Source organism: Mesorhizobium sp. URHB0026, assembly GCF_054059755.1.
In genome coordinates, this window is record NZ_JBSSCN010000001.1 from 3,658,936 (window position 1) to 3,679,799 (window position 20,864).

25 protein-coding genes are annotated in these 20,864 nt (G+C 63.3%); 14 read left to right on the forward strand and 11 right to left on the reverse strand.

What is annotated here, in order from left to right:
- Positions 1-750, forward strand: a complete 750-nt coding sequence (locus ACVWWD_RS17875; protein WP_031240865.1) for an amino acid ABC transporter ATP-binding protein — start codon at positions 1-3, stop codon at positions 748-750.
- A gap of 118 nt (positions 751-868) precedes the next feature.
- Positions 869-1,534, forward strand: a complete 666-nt coding sequence (locus tag ACVWWD_RS17880) for a TIGR02117 family protein (protein WP_352551287.1) — start codon at positions 869-871, stop codon at positions 1,532-1,534.
- Between the two features lie 18 nt (positions 1,535-1,552).
- Here ACVWWD_RS17880 and ACVWWD_RS17885 read toward each other — a convergent pair whose 3' ends face one another.
- Together ACVWWD_RS17885 and ACVWWD_RS17890 are read right to left on the reverse strand one after the other, a co-directional pair.
- Entirely contained in the window at positions 1,553-2,791 is a 1,239-nt protein-coding gene (locus ACVWWD_RS17885; RefSeq protein WP_352551285.1) for an FAD-dependent monooxygenase, read from the reverse strand.
- A 10-nt stretch (positions 2,792-2,801) separates the two neighbouring features.
- Positions 2,802-3,047 (reverse strand): zinc-finger domain-containing protein, encoded by a 246-nt coding sequence (locus ACVWWD_RS17890; protein WP_015318409.1) that lies wholly within the window; start codon positions 3,045-3,047, stop codon positions 2,802-2,804.
- Positions 3,048-3,214: 167 nt separating this feature from the next.
- Between ACVWWD_RS17890 and ACVWWD_RS17895 the strand changes: the two genes are divergently transcribed.
- Complete coding sequence (locus tag ACVWWD_RS17895; RefSeq protein WP_023795269.1) at positions 3,215-5,407, forward strand: RNA degradosome polyphosphate kinase; 2,193 nt, start codon at positions 3,215-3,217, stop codon at positions 5,405-5,407.
- Positions 5,407-6,942 carry an exopolyphosphatase gene (gene ppx / locus ACVWWD_RS17900; RefSeq protein ID WP_352551282.1) on the forward strand — a complete coding sequence of 512 codons (1,536 nt, stop codon included), beginning with the start codon at positions 5,407-5,409 and terminating at the stop codon, positions 6,940-6,942. Before ACVWWD_RS17895 ends, ppx begins: the two co-directional genes overlap by 1 nt.
- Here ppx and ACVWWD_RS17905 read toward each other — a convergent pair whose 3' ends face one another.
- The 5 genes from ACVWWD_RS17905 to ACVWWD_RS17925 all read right to left on the reverse strand — a co-directional run bounded on the left by ACVWWD_RS17905 (position 6,943) and on the right by ACVWWD_RS17925 (position 11,488).
- Positions 6,943-7,365, reverse strand: a complete 423-nt coding sequence (locus ACVWWD_RS17905; protein ID WP_352572893.1) for a DoxX family protein — start codon at positions 7,363-7,365, stop codon at positions 6,943-6,945. It lies immediately after the preceding gene.
- A gap of 216 nt (positions 7,366-7,581) precedes the next feature.
- The gene (locus ACVWWD_RS17910) at positions 7,582-8,004 is read right to left on the reverse strand and encodes a DoxX family protein (RefSeq protein WP_023773477.1); all 423 of its coding nucleotides are present in this window, start codon (positions 8,002-8,004) and stop codon (positions 7,582-7,584) included.
- A gap of 178 nt (positions 8,005-8,182) precedes the next feature.
- A complete protein-coding gene (gene fumC, locus ACVWWD_RS17915) occupies positions 8,183-9,580 on the reverse strand; it encodes a class II fumarate hydratase (protein WP_023773478.1) in 1,398 nt (465 codons plus the stop codon).
- A 134-nt stretch (positions 9,581-9,714) separates the two neighbouring features.
- On the reverse strand, positions 9,715-10,488 hold the full coding sequence (locus ACVWWD_RS17920) for an SDR family NAD(P)-dependent oxidoreductase (protein ID WP_352551318.1): 774 nt from the start codon (positions 10,486-10,488) through the stop codon (positions 9,715-9,717).
- Positions 10,489-10,714: 226 nt separating this feature from the next.
- Positions 10,715-11,488 (reverse strand): NIPSNAP family protein, encoded by a 774-nt coding sequence (locus tag ACVWWD_RS17925; RefSeq protein ID WP_352551277.1) that lies wholly within the window; start codon positions 11,486-11,488, stop codon positions 10,715-10,717.
- A 149-nt stretch (positions 11,489-11,637) separates the two neighbouring features.
- Here ACVWWD_RS17925 and ACVWWD_RS17930 point away from each other — a divergent pair, with 149 nt between their 5' ends.
- Positions 11,638-12,270, forward strand: a complete 633-nt coding sequence (locus ACVWWD_RS17930; RefSeq protein WP_352551275.1) for a TetR/AcrR family transcriptional regulator — start codon at positions 11,638-11,640, stop codon at positions 12,268-12,270.
- 425 nt (positions 12,271-12,695) lie between these two features.
- Here ACVWWD_RS17930 and ACVWWD_RS17935 read toward each other — a convergent pair whose 3' ends face one another.
- The gene (locus ACVWWD_RS17935; RefSeq protein ID WP_015318399.1) at positions 12,696-12,881 is read right to left on the reverse strand and encodes a CsbD family protein; all 186 of its coding nucleotides are present in this window, start codon (positions 12,879-12,881) and stop codon (positions 12,696-12,698) included.
- Between the two features lie 167 nt (positions 12,882-13,048).
- On the opposite strand from ACVWWD_RS17935, the gene ACVWWD_RS17940 reads away from it, so the two are divergent.
- The 8 genes from ACVWWD_RS17940 to ACVWWD_RS17975 all read left to right on the forward strand — a co-directional run bounded on the left by ACVWWD_RS17940 (position 13,049) and on the right by ACVWWD_RS17975 (position 17,377).
- Positions 13,049-13,717 carry a glutathione S-transferase family protein gene (locus tag ACVWWD_RS17940; protein ID WP_352551273.1) on the forward strand — a complete coding sequence of 223 codons (669 nt, stop codon included), beginning with the start codon at positions 13,049-13,051 and terminating at the stop codon, positions 13,715-13,717.
- An 83-nt stretch (positions 13,718-13,800) separates the two neighbouring features.
- Entirely contained in the window at positions 13,801-14,553 is a 753-nt protein-coding gene (locus tag ACVWWD_RS17945) for an SDR family NAD(P)-dependent oxidoreductase (protein ID WP_352551271.1), read from the forward strand.
- A 276-nt stretch (positions 14,554-14,829) separates the two neighbouring features.
- Positions 14,830-15,039: a cold-shock protein gene (locus ACVWWD_RS17950; RefSeq protein ID WP_010915421.1), complete on the forward strand. Its 210-nt coding sequence runs from the start codon at positions 14,830-14,832 to the stop codon at positions 15,037-15,039.
- A gap of 343 nt (positions 15,040-15,382) precedes the next feature.
- Positions 15,383-15,610: a hypothetical protein gene (locus ACVWWD_RS17955; RefSeq protein ID WP_023773486.1), complete on the forward strand. Its 228-nt coding sequence runs from the start codon at positions 15,383-15,385 to the stop codon at positions 15,608-15,610.
- Positions 15,610-16,017: a hypothetical protein gene (locus ACVWWD_RS17960; protein ID WP_023773487.1), complete on the forward strand. Its 408-nt coding sequence runs from the start codon at positions 15,610-15,612 to the stop codon at positions 16,015-16,017. Before ACVWWD_RS17955 ends, ACVWWD_RS17960 begins: the two co-directional genes overlap by 1 nt.
- A gap of 1 nt (position 16,018) precedes the next feature.
- Positions 16,019-16,186 carry a hypothetical protein gene (locus tag ACVWWD_RS17965; RefSeq protein WP_352551268.1) on the forward strand — a complete coding sequence of 56 codons (168 nt, stop codon included), beginning with the start codon at positions 16,019-16,021 and terminating at the stop codon, positions 16,184-16,186.
- 100 nt (positions 16,187-16,286) lie between these two features.
- Positions 16,287-16,574 carry a YkgJ family cysteine cluster protein gene (locus tag ACVWWD_RS17970; protein ID WP_352551317.1) on the forward strand — a complete coding sequence of 96 codons (288 nt, stop codon included), beginning with the start codon at positions 16,287-16,289 and terminating at the stop codon, positions 16,572-16,574.
- Positions 16,575-16,765: 191 nt separating this feature from the next.
- The gene (locus tag ACVWWD_RS17975) at positions 16,766-17,377 is read left to right on the forward strand and encodes a LysE family translocator (protein WP_023795263.1); all 612 of its coding nucleotides are present in this window, start codon (positions 16,766-16,768) and stop codon (positions 17,375-17,377) included.
- Between the two features lie 14 nt (positions 17,378-17,391).
- Here ACVWWD_RS17975 and ACVWWD_RS17980 read toward each other — a convergent pair whose 3' ends face one another.
- On the reverse strand, positions 17,392-17,778 hold the full coding sequence (locus ACVWWD_RS17980) for a nuclear transport factor 2 family protein (RefSeq protein ID WP_352551266.1): 387 nt from the start codon (positions 17,776-17,778) through the stop codon (positions 17,392-17,394).
- Positions 17,779-17,795: 17 nt separating this feature from the next.
- A complete protein-coding gene (locus tag ACVWWD_RS17985; RefSeq protein ID WP_352551264.1) occupies positions 17,796-18,230 on the reverse strand; it encodes an OsmC family protein in 435 nt (144 codons plus the stop codon).
- 185 nt (positions 18,231-18,415) lie between these two features.
- On the opposite strand from ACVWWD_RS17985, the gene ACVWWD_RS17990 reads away from it, so the two are divergent.
- Positions 18,416-19,027: a TetR/AcrR family transcriptional regulator gene (locus ACVWWD_RS17990; RefSeq protein WP_457103219.1), complete on the forward strand. Its 612-nt coding sequence runs from the start codon at positions 18,416-18,418 to the stop codon at positions 19,025-19,027.
- Between the two features lie 176 nt (positions 19,028-19,203).
- Here the strand turns inward: ACVWWD_RS17990 and groL are convergent, their stop codons facing one another.
- The gene (gene groL / locus ACVWWD_RS17995) at positions 19,204-20,859 is read right to left on the reverse strand and encodes a chaperonin GroEL (RefSeq protein WP_352551260.1); all 1,656 of its coding nucleotides are present in this window, start codon (positions 20,857-20,859) and stop codon (positions 19,204-19,206) included.
- Between the last annotated feature and the right edge of the window lie 5 nt (positions 20,860-20,864).

Sequence of the window (20,864 nt, forward strand, 5' to 3'; positions counted from 1 at the left end):
ATGCATATCTCGACCACCGATGTCGCCATCGACATCATCGCCATGCATAAATGGTACGGCGAGTTCCATGTGCTGAAGGACATCAATCTGAAGGTGATGCGCGGCGAGCGTATCGTCATTTGCGGACCGTCCGGGTCGGGCAAGTCGACCATGATCCGCTGCATCAACCGGCTGGAAGAGCACCAGAAGGGCAAGATCATCGTCGATGGCAAGGAACTCACCAACGATCTGAAGAAGATCGACGAGGTGCGCCGAGAGGTCGGCATGGTGTTTCAGCACTTCAACCTGTTCCCGCATCTGACCATCCTCGAGAACTGCACGCTGGCGCCGATCTGGGTGCGCAAGACGCCGAAGAAGCAGGCCGAGGAAATCGCCATGCATTTCCTCAAGCGCGTCAAGATCCCCGAGCAGGCCAACAAATATCCGGGTCAGCTTTCCGGCGGCCAGCAGCAACGCGTGGCGATCGCCCGCTCGCTGTGCATGAACCCGCGCATCATGCTGTTCGACGAGCCGACCTCGGCGCTGGACCCGGAAATGATCAAGGAAGTGCTGGAAACCATGGTGGGTCTGGCCGAGGAAGGCATGACCATGCTGTGCGTCACCCACGAGATGGGCTTTGCGCGGAAAGTCGCCAACCGGGTGATCTTCATGGATCAGGGCCAGATCGTGGAGCAGAACACGCCGGCCGAGTTCTTCGACCATCCGCGCCACGAACGCACGAAGCTGTTCCTGTCGCAGATCCTGCACTGAGCGGACTGACGCCAACTCGAGAAAGCCCGGTCGCGCCGCGGCCGGGCTTTCTTGCCTCTGGCCGATCGGGTAATGATCTTCTTCATTGAGCCGCGAATGGACACGCGAAGCCGCGCCGATGAGAAAACTCCTGCGTTTCCTGGCCATGCTGGTTGCAGCACTGGTGCTCGCCGTGTCGCTCGGCACGCTGGTGCCGCGCCCGCTCTGGCCGGCAGCCGCAGCGGGCGAGGGCATCATGCACATATTGGTGCTGAAAAATCCGATCCACACCGACATCGCCATTCCGGTGGATGACGAGGTGCGCCGGCGCTTCCATTTTCTGGCCGATGCCGGCCTGCCTTCAGATGCGCCCGATGTGCGCTACCTCGTCTTCGGCTGGGGCGGGCGCGCCTTCTACCTGGAAACGCTGACATGGTCGCAATTGAAGGCGCTGCCCGCATTCAAGGCTTTGACGCTCGATGCGTCGGTGATGCATGTCGACGTCGCCGGCAATATTCCCGAGCCGCACCCCGATGTCGCAGGCTTCGACGTGGGCGAAGACCGTTTTGCCGCATTGCTCGATTTCATCGAAGCGAGCTTTCAGCAGGGGCCGAACGGCCCGATCGTCGTCGACAATGCCGGCTACTCCAATTTCGACCGCTTTTATGAGGCGAATGGCCATTTCAACGCGCTGATCGGTTGCAACACCTGGACGGCGGCTGCACTGCGCACTGCCGGCCTGCGCACCGGCTGGTGGAACCCGCTGCCGGTTTCGCTTGGGCTGTCCATGCGGCTGTATAATTAGCTTTGCCGCTGGCTCCTTTCACCGAGGGATGATCCGCTGCTGCTCCCACCCGTAAAGCCAGTCCAGATCGGCGGCGAGCTTCTCTCCCGGTCGCGCCGCCAGAAACAGATTGCGGGCCAACGCCACCGGGCCATGGGCATGCCAGGCAAGCCGGTTGAGCGCGCCGCGACGGATGACCTTGGCGATGCGCGACCGCCGCAGGTTCTCCCAGATGATGAGGCTTTGCGTCAGGTCGCCGGGGATGTCGGCGACGAGGTTGGCCAGCGTCGCGGCGTCCTCGATCGCCATGGCAGCACCTTGCGCCGCGAACGGCGTCATCGCGTGCGCGGCGTCGCCGATCAGCGCGATGCCTTCCGGCACAGTCCAGCGTCGCTGCTCGACCGTGTGGATGGGGAAGGCGGTCCACGGGCCAGCGAATTCCACTAATTGCGCCAGCGCCGGCGCGGTGCGGCGCATGGCGCCCGAAAGGATGGCGGGGTCGGCACTGCGTGACCACCCCTCGGCGATGCGCTCGCCCCGGGTGAAGGCGGCAAGGTTGAAGGCGCTACCCCTGCTGACGGGGTAGGCGACCATGTGGAATCCCGGGTGCAGGAAGGTGGTGACGCAGTCGGTGGCGCCGATCGCGGCGAAGGCTCGCCCCGCCTCGTTGTCCGCGCTCACCGTCGCCCGCCAGGCCAGTTCGCCGGAGAAATGGCTGTTCGCGAAGCCGGCTCCGCTGCCTGGACTGGCAAACCTCCGCACCGCTGACCAGACGCCATCGGCGCCGACCAGCAGAGATCCTTGGATATCGATGACCTTGCGGCCGACCCCGTCTGTCCTGGTGATAACGAGTGAACCGGAGGCCACGCTGCTGACCTGCGCACCGGTGGTGAGATGGATGTCGGGCAGTTGCGCAACGCGCCCCATCAGGGCGTCTTGCAGATCCGCCCGGTGCGCCAGGAGATAGGGCGCACCCCAGCGTTCCTCGCCGGCTCCGCCAAGCGGCACGCGTGCCAGTTGGCGCAGGCTCGCGGCGTCCTTCAGCACCACGGCTTCCGGCCGGACGGCATTGGCAAGAAGCGTGTCGAGCACGCCAAGCTGGCGCAGTATGCGCGTCGCGTTAGGAGAGAGCTGGATGCCGGCGCCCGCCGCTTCAAGGCGCTGCGCCTGTTCGAACACCCTCACGGAATAGCCGCGTTCGGCAAAGGCAATCGCTGCTGTCAGCCCGGCGATGCCAGCCCCGGCGATCACGACCTGCCGGGACTGCGTCTCGCTCATGATCGGAAGGTCAGGCGGCCTGGTCGATGTAGAGACAGCCCGCCGGCAGCGTTTCGGTCGCCTTCAGCTTCGGCGAATAGCGATAGAGGGTCGAGCAGTAAGGGCAGACTTTCTCATTGTCGTCGCCCATGTCGAGAAAAACATGCGGATGGTCGAAAGGCGGGTTGGCGCCCGTGCACATGAATTCCTTGACCCCGATGTCGATCGCCGGGTGGCCCGCATCGTTCTGGAAATGGGGAATGGAACCGCCTGCCATCGTCGTCTCCTTAACGCAGTCGCTCTGCATCTGGATCATATCAAGTCTGTTTGCAAGTTCGATGAAATCAAACTGTCGCAAAAGCCTGTCAGAGAACTGTCGCAAAAGCCTGCCACAGGATAAGTTAAGCCGGTTAACCGGCTGAGGCGGGCGGAAGAGCAGGAATCATGAACGAACTGAAGCCGGTACAGAGCGAATTCAACAATGTCGCGGCAGCGAGCCCGGAAGGCAATCCGGACCGCTTCGTCAATCGCGAATTCTCCTGGCTGCAGTTCAATCGCCGCGTTCTCGAGGAATCGCTGAACACCCATCACCCGCTGCTGGAGCGCGTCCGCTTCCTGTCGATCTCGGCCGCCAATCTCGACGAATTCTTCATGGTGCGCGTCGCCGGCCTTGCCGGCCAGGTGCGCGAAGGCATCGTGCTGAAGAGCCCGGACGGACGCACTCCCGAACAGCAGCTCGAACAATTGCTGCGTGAGGTCGAGCGGCTGCAGGAGGACCAGCAGAAGAGCCTGTCGGCCCTCACGGTGCTGCTCAACAAGGAAGGCATCGAAACCATCACCCGCGACGCGCTGACCAAGGACGAGAAGGTCTGGCTGGAAGACCATTTCCAGGAGCAGGTGTTTCCCGTGCTGACCCCGCTCTCGATCGACCCGGCGCATCCGTTCCCGTTCATTCCCAATCTCGGCTTCTCGATGGCGTTGCAGCTTCGCCATCGCAAGAATGGCGAGGAGATGAGCGCGCTCTTGCGCCTGCCGGTGGCGCTGAAGCGCTTCATCCGCCTGCCGGACCGCAAGCACCATGTCCGCTTCATCCCGCTGGAGGAGGCGGTCGGCCTTTACATCGGCAAGCTCTTCCCCGGCTACGAGGTCAAGGGTTCCGGCACGTTCCGCATCATTCGTGACAGCGACATCGAGGTCGAAGAGGAATCGGAAGATCTCGTGCGTCTGTTCGAAACGGCGCTGAAGCGCCGCCGCCGCGGTTCGGTCATCCGAATCGAATTCGACAAGCTGATGCCCGGGGAATTGCGCGATTTTGTCGCCGGCGAGCTTGGCGTCTCGTCGAGCCGCATCAGTGTGCTCACCGGGCCGCTGGCGCTCAGCCAGATCTCCGAGATCGTCTCCGTTCCCCGCGACGACCTGAAATTCATCCCCTACAACCCACGTTTTCCCGAGCGTATCCGCGAGCATGGCGGCGACTGTTTCGCCGCCATTCGCGAGAAGGACATCGTCGTCCATCACCCCTATGAGTCGTTCGACGTGGTGGTGCAGTTCCTGCGCCAGGCAATGGCCGATCCCGAAGTGGTGGCGATCAAGCAGACGCTCTATCGCACCTCCAACGACAGCCCGATCGTGCGTGCTCTGGTTGATGCGGCCGAAGCCGGCAAGTCGGTGACGGCGCTGGTCGAGCTCAAGGCGCGTTTCGACGAGGAGGCCAACATCCGCTGGGCGCGCGATCTCGAACGTGCCGGCGTCCAGGTCGTGTTCGGGTTCCTCGAACTCAAGACCCACGCCAAGATGTCGCTGGTGGTGCGGCGCGAGGACGGCAAGCTGCGCAATTACGTCCATCTCGGCACCGGCAACTACCACCCGGTCACCGCGCGCATCTACACCGACCTGTCCTTCTTCACCACCGACCCGACGATCGCCCGCGATGTCGCCCAATTGTTCAATTTCATCACCGGCTATGCCGAGCCGACCGCCGAGATGCGGCTGGCGATCTCGCCGTTCACGCTGAGGAACCGCATCCTCCAGCACATTTCGGACGAGGTCACCCATGCGTTGGAGGGACGGCCGGCGCGTATCTGGATGAAGATGAACGCGCTCGTCGATCCCATCATCATCGATGCGCTCTACGATGCAAGCCGCGCCGGAGTGGAGATCGACCTCGTCGTGCGCGGCATCTGCTGCCTGCGGCCGCAGGTGCCGGGCCTGTCGGAAAACATCAGGGTCAAGTCGATCGTCGGCCGGTTCCTCGAGCACAGCCGCATCTACTGCTTCGGCAACGGCCACGGCCTCCCGTCGGACGAGGCGATCGTCTACATCTCCTCGGCCGACCTCATGCCGCGCAATCTCGACCGCCGCGTCGAGACCATGGTGCCGATCACCAATCCAACTGTGCATGAACAGATTCTGGGCCAGATCATGCTGGGCAACATCATGGACAATCAGCAAAGTTTCGACGTATTGGCTGATGGAACCTCCCGGCGCGTGGTGCTGGAGGAGGGCGAGGAACAGTTCAACGCGCAGGAATATTTCATGACCAATCCGAGCCTGTCGGGACGGGGTGACGCGCTGAAATCGCATGCGCCCAAGCGAATAGCCCAGTTCAAGCGCCGCAAGAAGAACGCCACCACCTGATGCTGTCCAATTCCCAGGGCCGGCTGCAGGACCGCCGACCGCTGTCCATCATCGACATCGGCTCCAATTCGATCCGTCTCGTCGTCTATGAGGGGCTGGCGCGCTCGCCGACCATGCTGTTCAACGAAAAGATGCTGGCCGGCCTCGGCCGCGGCATCGTGTCGACGGGGAAGCTAGACCCGGAGGGGGTGGCGCGCTCGATGGAGGAGTTTCGCCGTTTCCGCGCGCTCTCCGACCAGGCTGGCGCCGAACACATGTACGTGCTGGCAACCGCCGCCGCCCGCGAGGCGATCAACGGTCCTGATTTCATCCATCGCGCCGAGGATGTGCTCAAGACCGAAATCCGTGTGCTCTCCGGCCGCCAGGAAGCGCATTATTCCGCGCTCGGCGTCATCTCCGGCTTCCACCCGGCCAACGGCATTGCCGGCGACCTTGGCGGCGGCAGCCTCGAACTCATAGACATTGATGGCGAGGCGATCGGCGACGGTATCACGCTGCCGCTCGGCGGCCTGCGCCTGCAGGACATGGCGAAGAACTCGCTCGTCCAGGCACAGAAGATCGCGCGCCAGGAACTGGCCCGGGCCAAGCTCTTGAAGGGCGGACAAGGCAGGACTTTCTACGCTGTTGGCGGCACTTGGCGAAACCTCGCCAGGCTGCATATGGAGATGAACAACTACCCGCTCGGCGTCATGCACCACTACGAAATATCGGCCGAGAGCGCTCAGAACTTCCTCAAGCAGGTGACCAGGGGCGAAGTCGAAAAGGTGAGGGGTATCGAGGGTGTCTCCAAGAACCGCCGCTCGCTGCTGCCCTATGGCGCTCTCGTGCTGCAGGAGATCATGACGGCGATGCAGCCGTCCAGGATCATCGTTTCGGCGCAAGGCGTGCGTGAGGGTTTCCTCTATTCGCTCCTCGATGCGGCCGAGCAGAAGGCCGATCCGCTGATCTCGGCCGCCGAGGAGCTTGCGCTTCTGCGCTCGCGTTCGGTCCATCACGCGCATGACCTGGTCGAATGGACCGGCAAGGCTTTCAAGGCGTTCGGCATCGACGAGACGGAAGACGAAGCGCGCTATCGCCATGCCGCCTGCCTGCTCGCCGATATCGGCTGGCGCGCTCATCCGGAATATCGCGGCAAGCAGTCGCTCAACATCATCGCGCATGCCTCGTTCATCGGTGTCGATCACCCCGGCCGCGCCTACCTGGCGCTGACCAACGCCTACCGTCATGATGGCGTCTTCAATGAATTGGTGGCGCCCGAAATCAAGGCGCTGGCGCCGCCGCGCCTGCTGGAGCGCGCCCGCGTGCTGGCAGCGATGATGCGCGTCGTCTATCTGCTGACGGCAGCCATGCCCGGCATCATGCCGAGGCTGAAATGGGAAAGCCGCCCGAACGGCGCGCTGGCGCTAGTACTACCGGCTTCGCTCTCCAACCTGTACGGCGAGCGCCCGGCCGGCCGGCTGGCGCAACTGGCGCGCATCACCAACCGCCGTCTGGTGCTGGCGGTCGAGGGAGGGCAGAGCGTGTCGGCGAAATAGTCAAGTCGCGTCGGCGCCGATGCCGAAGCCGCGACTGTCGGCCGACCATGCGCCGGCGCCGGCCATGGCAAGCGCGAGGAAACCACCCGATATCGCGATATCCTTCATCAGCATCTGCTGGTGCAGGAAGGCGAGCGTCGCATCCTCGGCGCCTTGGCCGAAATGGCCGATATAGCCGGCCGCGATGCAGAAGCCGGCAAGCAGGAGTGCCACGATCCGCGTCTGCAAACCAACGAGGATCAGCAGCCCCGCGATCAACTCGAAAAGGCCAGTGCCCCAGGCGGCGAGCGCCGGCAGCGGCAGGCCGAGACTGGCGAAATAGCTGGTGGTGCCGGCAATGTTGGCGAGCACCTGGAAGCCGGACGGCACGAACAGCACGGCAAACAACAGCCGCGAAACCAGAAGCAATGCACTGCGACCCATGGCTCCCTCCCTTGCCGGCACGGTCGCCGGCGCCGTTGCAATCTAATGCATGTTGCCCGGGAGTGTCCTCGGTTCCGGGACAATGACATGCATAAAATCACAAGCTTACAGCAGGGTGGGCGAATTGCCGCGACATGCTGTAGGCCTGTGATCCCATAACGAAAAAGCGGCGCGGAAAATTCCGCGCCGCTCATTTCAGGTCCTTGGAGGAAAACCTCAGCCGCGCTTGGCGTCGATCGAATATGCGCCGGCACCCGAGGAGGCCAGCAGCAGGAAACCGCCGGTGATGGCGACATTCTTGAGGAACTGGATCATCTGCATCTGGTCGGCCCAGCCGGTGTGGGCGACCAGCCCGGTCGCGATCGTGAAGATCGCGAGCACCCAGGCGGCGACCCTGGTCTGGAAACCGACGAGGACGGCAAGGCCGCCAAGCAGCTCGATCAATCCGACGATGACGGCCGTCGCCGTTGGTGCCGGCAGGCCGAGGCCGCCGAAATAGGCGGCGGTGCCGGAAATGGCTGTGAGCTTGCCGAATCCGGAAAGCAGAAAAATGACCGCGAGCAGGATACGGCCGATGAGGATGGTGACGGAGCTGTTCGACGCGGTGCCGCTGCCGGCGAAGGAGGTGTTTGTGGACATGGTGGCTCTCCGAAAGAGGTTGATGCCCCATCAGATAGACCATGCCGACTGTTCACCAAAGCCGCCTGTCCGGCGACACATTGTTCACAGGGCATACGTTTCTGTGAGCCGGTAAAAAACGGAAATTCGTGTCAATCGATGCGCTGGAGTGAGGACATTCTCCCGCCGAAAAATGCCTTCACCCCGGATGCGTCATGTCCTGCGGCCGCACCAGGCGGTCATAGTCGGCCTCGCTGACCAGTCCGGTTGCCAACGCTTCCTCGCGCAACGTCGTGCCTTTCTTGTGCGCGGTCTTGGCGATCTTGGCGGCGTTGTCGTAGCCGATGGTGGGCGCAAGCGCAGTCACCAGCATCAGCGAACGGTCGAGTGCCGCCTTGATGTTGTCCTCTCGCGCCTCGATGCCGACGACGCAATTGTCGGTGAAGGAGACCGAAGCGTCGGCGAGCAACTGCACCGACTGCAGGAAATTATAGGCCATTAGCGGATTGTAGACGTTGAGCTCGAAATGGCCCTGGCTGCCGGCGAAGGTCAGCGCCGCATTGTTGCCGAACACCTGCACGCAGACCTGCGTCATCGCCTCGCACTGGGTAGGATTGACCTTGCCCGGCATGATCGAGGAGCCCGGTTCGTTTTCCGGCAGCGACAATTCGCCGAGGCCCGAGCGCGGGCCGGAGCCGAGGAAACGGATGTCGTTGGCGATCTTGAACAGTGCCGCGGCCGCTGCGTTGATGGCACCGTGCGAGAACACCATGGAATCATGGGCGGCGAGCGCCTCGAACTTGTTCGGCGCGGTGACGAAGGCGACGCCGGTAATGGCGGCGATGCGATCGGCCACCCGCTCGGCGAAACCGACCGGCGCATTGAGGCCGGTGCCGACGGCGGTGCCGCCCTGCGCCAGTTCCTGCAAGCCGGGCAGCGTCTGCTCGATGCGCTTGATCGAGGAGGCGACCTGCGCCGCATAGCCGGAGAATTCCTGGCCCAGCGTCAGCGGCGTGGCATCCTGCGTGTGGGTGCGGCCGATCTTGATGATGTGGTTGAAATCCCGGCTCTTGGCGGCGAGCGCCTTGTGCAGGTGGTGCAGCGCGGGGATCAGGTCATGTATGATCCGCTCGGCGCAGGCGATGTGCATGGCCGTCGGATAGGTGTCGTTGGAGGACTGGCTCATATTGACATGGTCGTTGGGGTGGACCGGCTTTTTCGAGCCCATGACGCCGCCCAGCATCTCGATCGCGCGGTTCGAGATCACCTCGTTGGCGTTCATGTTGGACTGCGTGCCCGAGCCGGTCTGCCAAACCACCAGCGGAAAGTGGTCGTTGAGCTTGCCGTCGATAACCTCCTGCGCGGCCTCGATGATCGGTTTGCCGATGACCGGATCGAGCCGCTTGAGTTCCATGTTGGCTTCCGCCGCCGCCCGCTTGACGATGCCCAGCGCGCGCACGATCGAAGCCGGCTGCTTCTCCCAACCGATCTTGAAATTGCCGAGGGAACGCTGCGCCTGCGCGCCCCAATAACGGTCGGCGGCGACCTCGATGGGGCCGAACGTATCGGTTTCGGTTCTCGTCTTTTGCGTGCTCACGGCAAGGCTCCGGTCTATCGATTTGGGCAACGGCGTATCGCGTTGCACATATGGCTTCAAGCGGAGAATGCGAACGGTAAGGATGCAAATCGGTTGAAGCTATAGCCAGTCTCCCCTATCGCGGCGGAGATGACTCACCCCGCCGTATACCCCCCGTCAATCGCAAAGATGCCGCCGCTGGTCCAGGCGGCATCATCGCTGGCGAGATGGACCGCCATCCCGGCGAGGTCGTCAGGGCGGCCGATGCGGCCGAGGGGATAGCTGCGCTCGACATAGGCTTTCAGTTCCGCCTGTGCCTCGGCCGGCAGGTTGTCGACAGTCTTGCGCCGCATTGCCGTGTCCACCGTACCGGGTGCGATTGCGTTGACGCGGATGCCGCGCGGGCCGAGTTCGAAGGCCAGCGATTTGGTCAGCGAGTTCAACGCGCCTTTGGACAGGGAGTAGAGGCTTGATGGCCGCTTCGGGATCATCTTGTTGGCGAAATAGGAGGAGATGTTGATGACGGATGCACCTGCACCGAGATGCGGCAGCAGCCCCTGGGTGAGGAAGAAGGCCGCCGTCACATTGAGCGCGAAAGAGTGCTGGAACTGTGCCTCGCTGACACTCTCGAACGGCACGAGACAGGCGACACCGGCATTGTTGACGAGAACGTCGAGTGGCCGGCCGGATTCTTTCACCTGCTCGACGACCGCTGCGAGGCCGGGGCTGGTGGCGAGATCGGCCGACAATATCGCCACCATGCCATTCGAGCCGAGGGCCGTCAGCTTATGGCGAGCGGTGTCGAGTTTGCCCGCGTCGCGGCCGACGATCAGGACATCGGCGCCCTCGTGCAGGAATGCCTCGGCGATCGCCAGGCCGATGCCGTCCGATCCGCCGGTGACCACCGCCCGCTTGCCGCGAAGCCTCATCACGCACCTCACCATGCGTTTGCCCTCAAACAGAGGGATCGCACCGCAAGTCCGTGACGGGGTCAAGCCATCAGGCTATCTCAGGGTATGAACTTCGGCCGACGTTCGGCGCAAGCGCCCGACCGGATCCCGTCTCGTCTGGGCGCAAAATTGCGGTCGCAATCCCCATTGGGAGGACCCGGCCTTTGTCGCCTCGGCGATGACGGGACAGTTGACCGGCCGCTGATCACCGCAACAGCGACCGGGCCGTGGGCGCCAGCCGCAATGTCTCGACCGGCTTTATGCTGATGGCCTGCATGTTCTGGCCAAGCGCCTGCCACACCGGCGAAGTGGCGAGGCGATGGCTGGCATGGGCATCGCCGTCGGGGAAGCCGATAACGGTGATGAAGACGTTTTCGCCGGCGCGCACGGGAAGTCGCGGGAAGGTGTTTGCGGCCGGCTCCGTCAGGAAGGCGCCGAGCAGACGCACGCCGGTCTGGGCAAGCCGCGCAACCATCTCCACCCGGAAGCGCCCGGCGAGGTCGGCGCCGATGCCCGACCGCAAATGATGAATCGAAATCTCAACCGGGCTGGGCAACCCGCTCCGTTCGCTTGTGCTTTTGGCCGTGTCGGCCGTTGGCCGGTGCAATCCTGACAGAACGAAACCGGCATCCGGCCACGCCGGCCGCAGCAGCAGCACATCGTCGGAATCGATCATCGTCGCGTTTGCGGCGTCGCGGTGCGCCGCCCATACCGGGCCGTCATAGAACGCAATCAGAGCGTCCTTGCGCGCATCCATGCTCTCGAAACCGCGCATCCAGACGAACATATCGGGGCGGTCTAGATCGCGGAACTGGCCGATGATGGTCATCCCCGCGTCTTCCTGGCTTTCGATGAACTGCGTGTCGAAGATATCGATCAACGTTTCGCGCCGGCCCGGCTTCAACGTGTACTGCCGCAATTCGACGATCGGCGAGGCGAGTACCGCCGGCTTAGGCGTGGCATTCGGGATCGGGTTCATCCGCGGAGTCTCCAAAACAGGTTGATCATCCTGTTTATAAACAGACCGGTTGCCCTGTTTTGTCAACATGCTATCCTTCGACAATGTCAGCAGAGCTCAACATCCGGCCGCGGCGAGTCCGAGGTAAACGCATCAATGACCCCGAAGGCATGCGCCGCAAAGTGCTCGATGTCGCCGAGGCGGCATTTCAGGCACGCGGCTACCATGCTTCCAGCCTCGGCGACCTGATGGCGGCGGCAGGCGTCAGCGGTGGCGCCTTGCATCATCATTTCGCGACCAAGAAGGCGCTGGCGCTGGCGGTCATCGACGAGCGCGTGGCGGCGGCGGTCGAGGAGACGTGGATCGCGCCGGTGCGGCAGGCGGTTTCGGCCCGCGAGGGCGTGCGTCAAGTGTTCGACGCCATGGCGGCGGAACTGGAACGGCAAGGTTTCGTGCGCGGTTGCCCTCTCAACAATCTGGCGCATGAACTGTCGCTCGCCGATCCCGAATTTCGGAATGCCCTTGCCGGCGTCTTTTCGGCCTGGCGCCAGGCGATCGCCGACAAGATCAGGGCCGACCAGCGGGAGGGCAGGGATCAAGGCACGGATCCCGAGCATTTTGCGGTGTTGGCGGTCGCCACCTATTCCGGCGCCATGTCGATGGCCAAGACAGCGCAGGACGCCGGCTCCTTGCGCGATTGCCTTGCGGCGCTGGAGCGGAGCGCCTCGCTCGCCGCATCACCGCAGGGCGAGCCGGTGGCGAGGCGACGTCGCAGGGTGCTGCGCCGGCACGGCGCTACTTGAGGCAGGTGAATCGCTAGGGCCCGGCTATGTGGCCGATGTCTCGACCAACTGGACGGACAGACGCCGCTTGTGCTGAATTCCCCGATGATGAATCGACTTCCGTCCCTATTGTTTTCACGACGTGGTTTTCTGGTGTGCAGCGATGCGGACCGCCAGGCCTTGCTGGCCGCCCTGACGGGCAGAACGTCGTTGCCGTCTTCCGCGGTCACCAGCACGAGGTGCCGATGATCTATCAACGCGCCGGCCTCGATCTCTTCAAGCCGAAAGCCGCCTATATGGCGGCTTCGCCTTGGCACGTGTCACCGGCAACAGCCTGGATGTCGTGCTGGGCGAAGCCGGCGACGATCATGGCGACGTGATTTTCACCAACGCTTTCAGCAAATCGCTGAAGACGTGAAAAGGGCCGCTCGACGCGGCCCCTTTCCTCAGCGGTCAAGCGATTTCTTGACCTTGTCCTTCGCGTCGCCATAGGCCTTCTGCACCTTGCCGGTGGCCTTGTCTGCCATGCCTTCTGCCTGCGTCTGCCTATCGCCGGTCACTTTGCCGGCGGCTTGCTTGACCGAGCCTTTTACCTGCTTGGCCGCACCGGCGACCTGATCCTTGTTCACCATTTTCTCATCTCCCGGGTTTGGTTCGCCTTGGCAAACGAGCCGGCACGGTTTCGGTTCCAACAGCCGCCGCTTATGTCGGCGAAACAGGGTGTCTTTCGGGCGCCGCGCCGGCAGGCTAGGGTGCCGGCCAGCGCACTCCGCAAGGAGCAAACCGCCAAGGGGGACAAATGTCGGAATTCACGCTCTATATCGGCAACAAGTGCTTCTCGTCCTGGTCGCTCAGGCCCTGGGTGGCGATGCGGCACCTGGAGATACCGTTCGAAGAGGTCTTGGTGCGGCTGCGCACCCCCGAGACCGCCGCCAACCTGGCGAAAGTGTCGCCGACAGGTCAGGTCCCTGTCCTGGTTCACAAGTCCTCGAATCACACTGGCGGAATGGTCTGGGAAACCCTTGCCATCCTTGAATACCTCGCCGATCTCTTTCCGGAGAAAAAGCTCTGGCCGGCCGATATCGGCGCCCGGGCGCTGGCGCGTTCGGCGGCGACCGAGATGCATTCCGGTTTTCGCGAAGTCCGCTATGGCTGGCCGATGAACTTGCGCCGACCGAGGGCCCACAAGCCACTCGACGCCGAGGGCGAGGCGCAATGCGCCCGCATCGAAGCGCTGTGGCGCGAGTGCCGCGAGAAACACGGCAAGGGCGGCCCGTTTCTGTTCGGCCATTTCACCGCGGCCGATGCCATGTATGCGCCTGTCGTTACCCGCTTCGACACCTATGGCGGGGATCTGGCGCCCGATACCAGGGCCTATGTCGACGCCATCCTCGCGCTGCCGGCGATGCGCCAGTGGTATGCGGAAGCGGCGAAGGAGCCGTGGCCGGAGCCGGGGCCGGACGAATAGGACCTCTCTGCGAAGCCGCCTTCCCCGTTTATCGGGACGGCCTATCTAGGAGCATTGGCGCGGCGCCTTTTGGAGATGTTGCAATGACCGTTTCTTCCATGCTTGCCGGCAAGGTTGCTCTCGTCACCGGCGCCTCCTCGGGCATTGGCGAGGCGACGGCTGCGGCATTGGCCGCTGCCGGGGCAAGGGTGGCGGTCGCCGCCCGTCGGGTCGAGAGGCTCGAAGCTCTGGCCGCCCGCATCGAAAAAATCGGCGGAACGGCTTTGCGCATCGAGGCCGACGTCACCAGCAGTGACGATGTCGCGGCCATGGTCGGGAGGGTCGTGGCCGAATGGGGTCAGCTAGACATCCTCGTCAACAATGCCGGCGTGATGCTGCTCTCGCCGGCAGCGGAGGCAACGCTCGACGACTGGCGCCATATGGTGGAACTCAACCTGCTGGCGCTGATGGGCGTCACCAAGGCGGCGCTGCCGCATCTCAAGGCTGCCAAGGGCCATATCGTCAATGTCTCGTCGGTCGCCGGCCGCGTCGCCAATCCCGGCGCCAGCGGTTACGCGGCGACGAAATTTGGTGTCGTCGGTTTTTCGGAATCACTGCGGCGCGAAGTTTATGCCGACAAGGTTCGCGTCACCGTGATCGAGCCCGGCCTCGTGCGCACGGAGCTTGGCGACCATATCACCAACGCTGCCTCGAAGGCGGGGCTGGACCAGCGCCTCGCCACGATGGAAGCGCTGACCGCCGAGGATGTCGCCGCCGCCATCCTCTATGCCGTCGGTCAGCCGGCGCGCGTCAACGTCAACGAGATCGTCATCAGACCGACCGACCAGGAACGCTGAGCGGCCGCCGGCAACGCTCAGGTGCGGGCGCTTGTTCACCATGGATGTTGGCCAGATGACGCGCTTTCAGCCGTCGAATTCTCGGATCGATGGCGCAACATTTGACAGGCGTCTGAAACACGCGTAGAAGAAAGTTGTCGATATTTGTTTGACTGACTTTTGTTATCCGCGCTTCCGAGCGCGCCTTTGACGAACTTCCCACATCAAAAATCGAGACAAACGACGTTGTGCATCCGCATAACGGCGAACGAATATTTGCCATGGAAAGGGTTCGTCATGAGCACCGGCACAGTTAAGTGGTTCAACGCCACCAAGGGTTTTGGTTTTATTCAGCCTGACGACGGCTCCGCCGACGTTTTTGTTCACATCTCGGCCGTGGAACGCGCCGGTATGCGCGACATCGTCGAAGGCCAGAAGCTCGGCTACGAGATGGTCCGCGACAACAAGTCGGGCAAGATGTCCGCCGACCAGTTGAAGGCGGCCTGAAGAAAGAATTCAGCCGTCCCGGTGACCACGGATGTACTGGCACCGGTGAACGGCGAATTCGGGCGCATGGCCACGGGAACCTGAGTTTCCACGGCCTGTGCTGCCCATCAGGAGCTAGCCATGTGCATCCAGTTGGATGCGCGGCGCTCCCAGGGAAGGTCAGGCGGTGCCTGGCCTTTTTCATTTTACGCTTGTTGCCGCCGAAAATGCGCTGCGCATTGGGCCGAACGTGCTAAGGGACGCTCCAGCATCTTGAATCCGCTGCCGCATCGCTTTGTGCATGGTCCGGACCGAAGACCCGGTCTCGTCCTATCGGCACCAGGCTCCTGACAGGAGAAAGATTTTGACCGCCCATTCGAAGACAGCCGTCGATCCGGCCGTGTCGCTGTTCAGCAAAACGCAAACCCAGTCGATGTCGCTTAACCGCATCATTTCCGAACGCGACGCCGTCAGCGAAGCGCGGGAAGCCAAGACCGCGCGCCTGCGCGAGTTGCGGCTGGAGAAGGAGGCCGACGCGATGGCGGCGGCGGCGGCACTCGCGGCGCTGCCGAAACGAGCCGGAAAACGCTGATGGCCACCAAGCGCGTACCGCAAACGCCAATCGCGGCCGATGTGACCATCGCCGATATGGTCGAGACCTTGGACAAGCCGGTCGAATATGTCCGGCGCGTGCTGGAAAAGCTCGAACGCTGCAAGCGCGCCCATGGCGATGCCCAGGTGCGCGTCGGCGTGCGCGGCCGGGCCGAGTGCCCGAACTACCTCATCGAGTATGTCCGCGAAGACGCCAAGACCCGTGAGCGGGTCACCTATCAGGATGCCGCCTATAGCGGCAGCACGCATCGTGAGCTGGCGGCGCACCACATCGCGGAAGCCAGGAATTGGTCGCCCGAGGAAATGAATATCACGGCGGTTTCGGCGTTGATCGGCCGCTTGCGCAATCCGCGCGCACCATCATCGCGTTTCGCCGACGAGGATTGAAATGGCCATAAAATTCTCCGCCAAGGACCAGCCGGCAGCACCGGCTCCCGCCCCAAAGCCGGCCAAGCCGGTTGCCGCGCCGAAGGCCGCCGAGGCCGACCAGGCAGCGACCGATCTTTTCAAGTCGCCAGCGGACGCACCGAAGGGCAAGACCGGCAAGAAGAAGTAGCGCCTTGCCGCGGGACACCGATCGCAATCTTGCGAAGCCGGGGCTGATTGCCCAGCCAGCCACGACCAGCCTGCCGTCGGCTCAACCAGGCATCGCTCCCATGTTCGATTGCCAGAGCTGCGGCGCGTGCTGTTCCTATTCAGCCGACTGGCCCCGCTTTTCGACCGAGGACGATGCGCAGCTCGACCGCATTCCGGAAAAATACGTGGCGGCCGACCTGTCGGGCATGCGCTGTGACGGCGTGCGCTGTTCGGCCCTGTCTGGCGAAGTCGGCAAGTCGACCGCTTGCACCATCTATGACCTTCGCCCGGATGTTTGCCGCGCCTGTATGCCTGGCGATGACGAGTGCCTGACGGCGCGCCGGGCGCTCGGATTTTCCGCCTCTTAACGGCGGCTTCCTGGCGGCGAATGCATGTCGCCCGAAGCGTCCTCGGTTCCGGGACAACGACATGCAGAAAATCGGAAGCTTACAGCAGGTCGGCGAATCCTGTCGCCGCGACAAGCTGTAATTACTGTCGCTTGTGCACACCCCGCTTGCTGGCTAGGCTGCGTCAGGGTAGGGCGCCGGAGGAAATCATCGTGAGCATCGAATTTCTGTTGACGTCGCTGATCGTCGTGGCTTCGCCGGGAACCGGCGTACTCTATACGCTGAGCGCCGGGCTTTCGCGTGGTGCGCGGGCCTCGATCATTGCCGCCTTCGGCTGCACGCTCGGCATCATCCCGCATATGGCGGCCGCCATCACCGGCCTGGCGGCGCTGCTGCACACCAGTGCTGTCGCCTTCGAGACGCTGAAATATCTGGGCGTCGCCTATCTGCTCTACATGGCCTGGAACACGCTGAAGGAAAAAGGCGGCCTGAGCGTCGACGACAATGTCGCGCCGCGCTCGGCTGGCAAGGTGATCGCCACCGGCATCCTCGTCAACGTGCTCAATCCGAAACTGTCGATCTTCTTCTTCGCCTTCCTGCCGCAATTCGTCAGCACCACCGAACCCAACGCACTGTCGAAGATGCTGGAGCTCAGCTCGGTCTTCATGTTTTTGACCTTCGTGGTTTTTGTCGGCTACGGCATCTTCGCGGCGTCGATCCGCAGCCATGTCGTGTCGCGGCCAATGGTGCTGACCTGGATGCGCCGGACTTTTGCCGGCGCCTTCGTCATGCTCGGCGCGAAGCTGGCGCTGGCGGATAGGTGATCGAGGCGCTTGGTCTAGCCCTTGACATAACCCATCGCCTCGACGATCCGCCCGTCCGCGACGCGCATCAGGTTGACGCCGCGCAGCGAATTGCCGTCGGCCATCCAGTAGCGCCAGCGGACCGTGGCGCGGTCGCCGGCCACGAAAGTCTCTTCGAGGTCGAAGCGCGTACCGGGTGCGGTGGCGATCGCCGACCACAGCTCGACGCATGCTGCCTTGCCGGCGCGGTGCGCGCCGTCCGGTGCCGGCGTGGTGTTCTCGATCACGCAGTCCTGCGCCACCAGATCGTCGAGAGCCGAGGGATCGTGACGCTGGAACACATCGTTATAGCGCCGCATGATTTCAGCCGTTTCGCCCGAGCGGTTGGCCGTGGTGATGTCGATGATCAATTCCTGGGTCATGCGATTTCTCATTCCGTTCAGTGACTTATAAGCTTCGCTTTCAGCGTGATCGTGGCGACGCCGGCCAGCGCCCGCGAGACGAGGCATCGCGCCTTGGCCGACTGCGCCAGCCGCTCGACGTCGGCGGCGGCGAGCCCGGGGACGTTCGCCTCCGTCTCCAATTCAATGCGGGTAATGGTCGGCCCGGCCGCGGTGGCGCCCAGATGCACCTTGGCGATCGTGTGGATGTCGCTTGCGATGTGACCTTCGCTGCCGAGGATGGCGGTGAGCGCCATCGAGAAGCAGCCGGCATGGGCGGCCGCGATCAGTTCCTCCGGATTGGTGCCGGGCCCGTTTTCGAAGCGGGACGGGAATGAGTAGGGACCCTCGAACGCGCCGCTGCCCAGCCGGAGCCGTCCGGAACCTTCCTTGAGCGGGCCGTGCCATTCGGCCGATGCTTCGCGAATTGTCATTGCTACGTCTCCTCTGCTTGATGAAATGAAGGCTCCGCGACCGCTTCGCGAGCCAGGACGCCGTCTTGCCCTTCCCGCCAAAACATCTATCTCTGCCCCAATATGTAGACCGATTTACATATTATGTAGACCGATTGTCATATTGCGGGCAAGCCCTATAATGCGCACTCCTGACAGAGGTTGACATGGCGACGGACACACGCACGCGGATGATCGAGGCGACGGCACTGCTGTTGCGGCGGCGCGGCTATCACGGCACGTCGCTCAACGATATCTTGAGCGCCAGCGGCGCGCCGCGCGGCTCGCTTTACTTCCACTTTCCCGGTGGCAAGGATCAGCTGGTCGTCGAGGTGACGCGCGCCAGCGTCGCCGAGGTAACCGAGCGTCTGGGCGAGGCTTTGGCCGCCGAACGCGACCCTGCGGTCGCCGTCCATCACATCTATCAATCGGTGGGACGCATGCTGGAAGACAATGAGTTCTCACTGGGCTGCCCGGTCGCGCCGGTCGTGCTGGACTCGCCAGGCGATGTGCCCGACCTTGTCGAACTGTGCCGCTCTGCATTCGAACAGTGGATCGGCTTGCTGCGTGAGGCTTTCGTCAGGGCAGGAGTGCCCGAGCGTCGCGCGCAGGCACTGGCGCTGCTGGTCGAGTCTTCGCTGGAAGGCTTGATGGTGATTGCCCGCGCCACCCGCGACCGCTCATCGCTCAACGCCGTTGCCGATGAGGTGGCCGTCCTTATCGAGCAGGCCGTGCTCGCCGGCAAGGCGCCCAAGCAAGCGGAGACTGCCGCTGTCTGACCGGTAGTCCCAACTACCGCGGTGGAGCACCAGCCTCAAGACGCAAAGAAAAGGGCGACCACTCGGCCGCCCTTTCAATAATTGTCGAGGATGGACTTCTTAGAAGTCCATACCGCCACTCAAGCCCGCTTGCGGGCTTGAGCAACTTGGATTCATGGGCGTGCTTTATGGACTTCTTAGAAGTCCATACCGCCCATGCCGCCCATGCCGCCGCCGCCCATGCCGCCAGGCATGCCGCCGGCGCCAGAGTCCTTCTTCGGAGCTTCGGCGATCATGGCCTCGGTGGTGACGAGCAGGCCGGCGACCGAGGCCGCGTCCTGGAGGGCCGTGCGCACGACCTTGACCGGATCGACGATACCCATGACGATCATGTCGCCATATTCGCCGGTCTGGGCGTTGTAGCCGAAGGTCGCGCCCTTGTTCTCAAGGATCTTGCCGGCAACGATCGAGGCTTCCGCACCAGCGTTGGCCGCGATCTGGCGGGCCGGAGCCTGCAGCGCACGACGCACGATGTTGATGCCGGCGGCCTGGTCGGCGTTGACGCCGGTCACCTTGATGTTGGCCGAAGCGCGCAGCAGGGCAACGCCACCGCCAGCAACGATGCCTTCTTCCACGGCCGCGCGGGTCGCGTTGAGGGCGTCATCGACGCGGTCCTTCTTTTCCTTGACTTCGACTTCCGTCGCACCGCCGACGCGGATCACCGCAACGCCGCCGGCGAGCTTCGCCAGACGTTCCTGCAGCTTCTCCTTGTCGTAGTCCGAGGTGGTCTCCTCGATCTGCTGCTTGATCTGGGCGACGCGGCCCTGGATCTCGGCTTTCTTGCCGGCGCCGTCGACGATGGTGGTGTTCTCCTTGGAGATCGACACCTTCTTGGCGCGGCCGAGCATGTTGAGGCCGACATTCTCGAGCTTGATGCCGAGGTCTTCCGAAATGACCTGGCCACCGGTCAGGATGGCGATGTCTTCCAGCATGGCCTTGCGGCGATCACCGAAGCCCGGCGCCTTGACGGCGGCGATCTTCAGGCCACCACGCAGCTTGTTGACGACCAGCGTGGCGAGCGCCTCGCCTTCGACGTCTTCCGAGATGATGAGCAGCGGCTTCGAGGTCTGCACGACGGCTTCGAGGACCGGCAGCATCGCCTGCAGGTTGGAGAGCTTCTTCTCGTGCAGGAGGATGTAGACGTCCTCCAGCTCGGCAACCATCTTGTCGGCGTTGGTCACGAAGTAGGGCGAGAGATAGCCGCGGTCGAACTGCATGCCTTCGACGACTTCGAGTTCGGTCTCGGCGGTCTTGGCTTCCTCAACCGTGATGACCCCTTCGTTGCCGACCTTCTGCATCGCTTCAGCGATCATCTTGCCGACCGACTCGTCGCCATTGGCCGAGATCGTGCCGACCTGGGCGACTTCCTCGGAAGTCTTGATCTTCTTGGCGGCCTTGCCGAGAGCAGCGACCACTTCGGTGACGGCGAGATCGATGCCGCGCTTCAGGTCCATCGGGTTCATGCCGGCGGCAACCGACTTGTGGCCTTCCTGGACGATCGACTGCGCCAGAACGGTCGCGGTCGTGGTGCCGTCGCCGGCGATGTCGTTGGTCTTCGAAGCAACTTCGCGGACCATCTGCGCGCCCATGTTCTCGAACTTGTCTTCAAGTTCGATTTCCTTGGCGACGGTGACGCCGTCCTTGGTGATGCGCGGGGCGCCGAACGACTTGTCGATGACGACGTTGCGGCCCTTGGGACCGAGCGTGACCTTCACCGCGTCGGCGAGGATGTTGACGCCGCGCAGCATGCGCTCACGGGCATCGCGGGAGAATTTTACGTCTTTGGCAGCCATGTTTT